This is a genomic window from Mesorhizobium sp. M7A.F.Ca.CA.002.15.2.1, assembly GCF_003998715.1.
GTDB classification, from domain to species: Bacteria; Pseudomonadota; Alphaproteobacteria; order Rhizobiales; family Rhizobiaceae; genus Mesorhizobium; species Mesorhizobium ciceri.
Map to the genome: position 1 here is coordinate 1 of NZ_RZPI01000436.1, position 4,881 is coordinate 4,881.

Genomic DNA, 4,881 nt, shown 5'->3' on the forward strand with positions numbered 1-4,881 from the left:
GGGGGGGGGGGGCTCGAGACCCTCGCCGCGCGCTTGAGGTCTCTTGCTCGTCAGATTGTGCCTGTCTTGTGGCGACTGCGCGTTTGACGAACGCCTTTCCCCACTCCGTCGCCGCTTCGCGGCGCCACCTCTCCCCCCTCCGGAGGGAGAGGAAAGGAGCCAAGGCAGGGTAATGGAGGGCGGCCGACATGACCCGTTGCGCAGCCCTACTTCACCGCCGAATCGAACAGATGCGCCTTGATCTTCTCGACATCGAGCGCGGCAAAACCTTCCGACAGCTTGACGCCGTCGGCATCGGCCTTGACCTTGGCCTTGTCGAAATCATTGGCCGGGCCGATCAGATCGTTGGTGCAGACATCCTCGGCCTTCACCGGAGCGGTGATCTGGCCGATCTTGTGGATTTCGTCGAAGAAGCCCTGCCAGCTCGCCATGTCGTGCGAGCCCCAGCCGCCGCGCTTGTCCATGTCGCCGCGGAAAACGTTGATCTGCTGCAGGATCGAGGTGGTGCCGAGCTCCGGCCCGAGATTCTTGGCCAGCGTCGGGAACTGCTCGAACACCGCTTCGACCGCCGCGCGTGGATTCTGGTAGCCGAATTCGAGGCCCATCGCCCAGCCGCGCAGGTACTTTTCCAAAAACGCCTTGCGGTCGGGATCCTCGAGATCGGCGGCACGCACGACGAAGGTGTTGGCCGGCAGCTTCGAATTCTGCACGCCGAGCCAGTATTCGAAGTCGAGCCCCTTGGCGATCCATTCGGCGCGCAGCCCTTCCCACGACAGGGCGGCGTCGCCCTGGCCGCCGGCCAGCGCCGTTCCCCAGGTCGGCCAGCCGGCCTCGACATATTTCACCTTCTTGATGTCGACGCCCTGCGCGGCCAGCAGCGGGTCGGTGATCGACTGCCAGGCGGCGGAGCCGAGCAGGATGGTCTTGCCTTCCAGCTTCTTCAGGTCGTTCGATCCCTCGCCCTTGCGGAAGGCGATGCTGAACGTGTCGCGCGCGCCCATATGGAACACCGACTTCAGCTTCATGCCGTTCTGGATGGCGAAGGAGAACACGCCGGGCGACGGGAAGCCCATATCGGCCTGGCCGACATCGACGAACTTCACCGTCGCGGTGCCGTCCGATGGTCCCGGCTGCATGTCGGTGTCCAGCCCGTCGAAATAGCCGGCCTTCTTGGCCGCCCAGTAGGGATAGTCGTCGAGCACTTCGAGCGTGCCGCGCGGCGAGATCCAGGTGAATTTTCCGTAGGGTTCGGCCCTGGCCTTCAGGCCGGTGGCGCCAAGCGCCGTCGCCGTCACCAGCCCGGCGCCGGTGACCTGCAGGAAGTAGCGGCGGCTGATCCCCGCCGGGTTGATCGAGTTCTCTTTGGTCATGGCATTCCCCTTTTTTGTTTGATGTCAGTTTCTTGCCGCCCGCCTCCCGGGCGCCGTCATATCCCTGTGTTCAAGCCTCCCAGCTCGCCCATTTCTTGCCGATCAGGAAGAACAGCACGTAGATCAGGATGCCGAGCGTCGACAGGATCAGCACCACTGCGAAGAACTGCGGCATCTGGATCATCGACGAATAGGTGGTCAGCCGGTTGCCGAGGCCGAAACCGCCGCCGACCATTTCCGCGCCGACCGCGGTCAGCAGGCCGAAGATGGCGCCGATCATCAGCCCGACCAGGATCATCGGCAGCGCCATCGGCGCACGGATCTTCCAGAAGATCTGCAGGGTGCTGGCGCCATAGGAACGCGCCAGCGCAATCTTGGCGCTGTCGACGCGGCGAAAGCCTGTCGCCGCATTGATCATCACCATCGGCCCGGCGGCCAGTGCCACCGCGATGATGCGCGGCGTGTAGCCGAAGCCGAAGCGCAGGATCAGAAGCGGCACCAGCGCCAGCATCGGCGTGGTGACCAGAAGCAGGATGTAAGGCGCGACGATCTTCTCTGCGAACGGGAATTGGGTGATGACGGCGGCCAGCACCAGGCCGATGATGGCGCCGATGGTGAAGCCGGACACCAGCTCGACCAGCGTGTAGCCGAGATGCGGCGCGATCAGCGGAAACTCGTCGAACAGCGCATAAGCGATCGAGCTCGGCGGCGGCATGATATAGAGCGGCACGTGGAACAGCCGCAGCGCCAGTTCGATGCCGCCGATGATGATCACCGCCACGACAAGAATGGCCGCCACCTCCTTGCCCGACTTGATGCCGGGGCCGCTGGCGAAGGCGGAAAGGTTGGTCAGGCTGACCTCATGGCCGTCGCCCGCCTTGGCGCCCGACTTGGACTTTGAGAATTCCGGAATGGCATCGCCCCCGCTCACGGCCTGATCCTCACGATTTCGGCGCTCGGGCGCTCCGGGGCTTTTGGCCGCGTGCGTTCGCCGACAATGTCCATCTTGATCCGGTTGGTGAGGTCGAAGACCTCCTTCGTCGCCATGATCTCCAGCGAACGCGGCCGTGGGAACGGCACGCGGTATTCCTTGGCGACGCGGCCAGGCCGGGCGCTCAGCACCACCACCCGGTCCGAGAGAAAAATCGCTTCCTCGATGCTGTGGGTGATGAAGACGATGGTTGTCTTGGTGTCGAGCCAGATCTCCTCGACCAGCCGGTTCATCTCCTCGCGGGTGAAACTGTCGAGCGCGCCGAACGGCTCGTCCATCAAAAGCACCGAGGGCTTTAGCGCCAGCGCCCGCACGATCGCCGCGCGCTGCTGCATGCCGCCCGACAGCTCGCGCGGAAACTTGCCGCCGAAGCCATCAAGCCCGACCCGGTTGAGCAGATGCGCGATCCACGCCCGGTCCGGCTTCTCGCTCTTGATCTCGAAGGGGAAGCGGATGTTGGCGTCGAGGTTGCGCCACGGCAGGAGGTTCGCCTCTTGGAAGACGATGCCGATATCGGGATGCGGACCGGTGATGGCCTTGCCGTCGAGCCGGATCTCGCCACTGGTCAGGCTGTGCAGGCCCGACATCGACCACAAAAGCGTGGTCTTGCCGCAGCCGGAAGGGCCGACGATCGAGACGATTTCATTGACGCTGACATCGAGGCTGCAGCGGTCCAGCGCCAGCAGGTCGCCGGAGGCCGTGTGATAGATCTTGGTGGCTGCCTGCACGCCAAGCTTCGGCTTTTTTGCATCGCCCGTGTTCATCTGCCCCCCGGGAAGATTGCGCGATGATCCATTGGCTCATCCCCAGCGAAAATCAGTCTGTAACTATCCTACTTTCCTGTCAAGCACCGACGATAGCGGCCGTATCGCGAAAATCGATTAGTATACCTATCATCTTGTTTTACCGTCGGTTTTACGGCCTTGAAATGCATGTTGCTTTCCTACATACTTCGGAACTGACACGGACCGGAGAGGAACGGAGGAAGGTGAGCTTTCCCCAACGACACGCTGCGGTTGCGATCCGGTCGGGCACGTGGAGCCAGGGCGTGCAAACATGCTAAGACGACAGCCTCGCAACCCAGGGAAAGACCAGGACCCCATGACCGACGCTGGCAGCCAGGACGAGCCTGTTCCAGGCCCCGATACCGAGAGACGCGATCCTGTCCGGCGCATCCCCGACATCATCTCGCTGGTCAAGGATTCCTACAGCGAATTGCGCCCGGCCGAACGGCGTGTCGCCGATGTCGTTCTCGACGACGTCAAATATGCCGTCGACGCCTCCAACGCCGCCCTTGCCCAGCGCGCCGGGGTCAGCGAACCGACGGTGACCCGGTTCTGCCGCGCCATCGGCTGCGAGGGCGTGCGCGATTTCAAGCTGAAGCTGGCGCAGAGCCTCGTCGTCGGCGCGCTCTACCTGGCCAAGTCGCCTTCCGTCAGCAATGACAATGGCATGCCGTTCTGGAACGCCGTGTTCGGCGAGGCGCGCCGGGCGCTGCAGGAGGCCGAGCGGCAGCTCGACCCGGCCCAGCTGCAGAAGGCCGCCGAGCTGATCGCCAAGGCGCGCCAGGTCACGGTCTTCGGCCTCGGCGGCAGCTCCTCGGCGCTGGCGCAGGAAACCCAATACCGGCTGTTCCGCTACGGCATAACAGTCAGCGCCCAGTGCGATCCCTATCTGATGCGCATGACCGCCTCGACGCTCAAGCCCGGCGATCTGGTGATCGCCATTTCGGCGACGGGACGCACCCGCGAGGTGATCGAGGCCGTCGAGCTCGCCAAGCATTACCGCGCCAATGCGATCGCCGTGACCGCGCCCGACACCGAGCTCGCCCGCACCTGCGACGTCAGGCTGACGGTGGCGGTGCCGGAATATCCCGACACGCTGAAGCCGACGGCATCGCGCTTCGCCTTTCTGGCGGCGATCGACCTGCTGGCGGTGGCCTCCGCCTACAAGCTCGACGGCTCGGCCCGCGAGACGGTGCGCCGCATCAAATACAACGCCCAGATCCACCGCACCGGCAAGGAGATGGAGCCGCTCGGAGACTAGGGCTGCGCTTTTCCTTCTCCCCTTGTGGGAGAAGGTGGATCGGCGCGTAGCGCCGAGACGGTTGAGGGGTGGGTGACGGAGTGCCGTCGGCGCCAAGCTGGAGCACCCCTCATCCGACCTCACTTCGTGAGGCCACCTTCTCCCCTTGTGGGAGAAGGGAAGCCGGACATGAAACGAAAGAGGGAAAGAGATGCTCGAAATAGCACCGACGAAACAGGCCGCCGCATGGCTCGAATCCCTGGCACAGGCACTCGCAGCCGGCGACGCTGCGGCGGCGAGCAACCTCTTCGTCGACGATTGCTACTGGCGCGATCTCCTGACCTTCACCTGGAACATCACGACCGTGGAAGGCCGCGCGGCGATCGCCGACATGCTGGCGACGACGCTGGCGACGGCCAAGCCGAGCGCGTGGCGGCTGACCGGCGAGGCGACCTCGGACGACGGCACCATCGAGGCCTGGTTCAGCTTCGAAAC

General features: G+C 64.4%; 4 protein-coding genes and 1 pseudogene. 2 read left to right on the forward strand and 3 right to left on the reverse strand.

Annotation, left to right across the window (positions count from 1 at the left end; all coding sequences use genetic code 11):
- Positions 1-206 precede the first annotated feature (206 nt).
- The 3 genes from ENZ74_RS21950 to ENZ74_RS21960 form a co-directional block, all read right to left on the reverse strand.
- Positions 207-1,370, reverse strand: a complete 1,164-nt coding sequence (locus ENZ74_RS21950; RefSeq protein ID WP_013528758.1) for an ABC transporter substrate-binding protein — start codon at positions 1,368-1,370, stop codon at positions 207-209.
- Positions 1,371-1,440: 70 nt separating this feature from the next.
- The gene (locus tag ENZ74_RS21955; protein WP_063169587.1) at positions 1,441-2,301 is read right to left on the reverse strand and encodes an ABC transporter permease; all 861 of its coding nucleotides are present in this window, start codon (positions 2,299-2,301) and stop codon (positions 1,441-1,443) included.
- Positions 2,298-3,125 (reverse strand): ABC transporter ATP-binding protein, encoded by an 828-nt coding sequence (locus ENZ74_RS21960; RefSeq protein ID WP_013528756.1) that lies wholly within the window; start codon positions 3,123-3,125, stop codon positions 2,298-2,300. Before ENZ74_RS21960 ends, ENZ74_RS21955 begins: the two co-directional genes overlap by 4 nt.
- Positions 3,126-3,462: 337 nt before the next feature.
- On the opposite strand from ENZ74_RS21960, the gene ENZ74_RS21965 reads away from it, so the two are divergent.
- Entirely contained in the window at positions 3,463-4,407 is a 945-nt protein-coding gene (locus tag ENZ74_RS21965) for a MurR/RpiR family transcriptional regulator (RefSeq protein WP_063169588.1), read from the forward strand.
- A gap of 190 nt (positions 4,408-4,597) precedes the next feature.
- A pseudogene (locus ENZ74_RS21970) lies at positions 4,598-4,881 on the forward strand (nuclear transport factor 2 family protein); the annotation flags it as partial.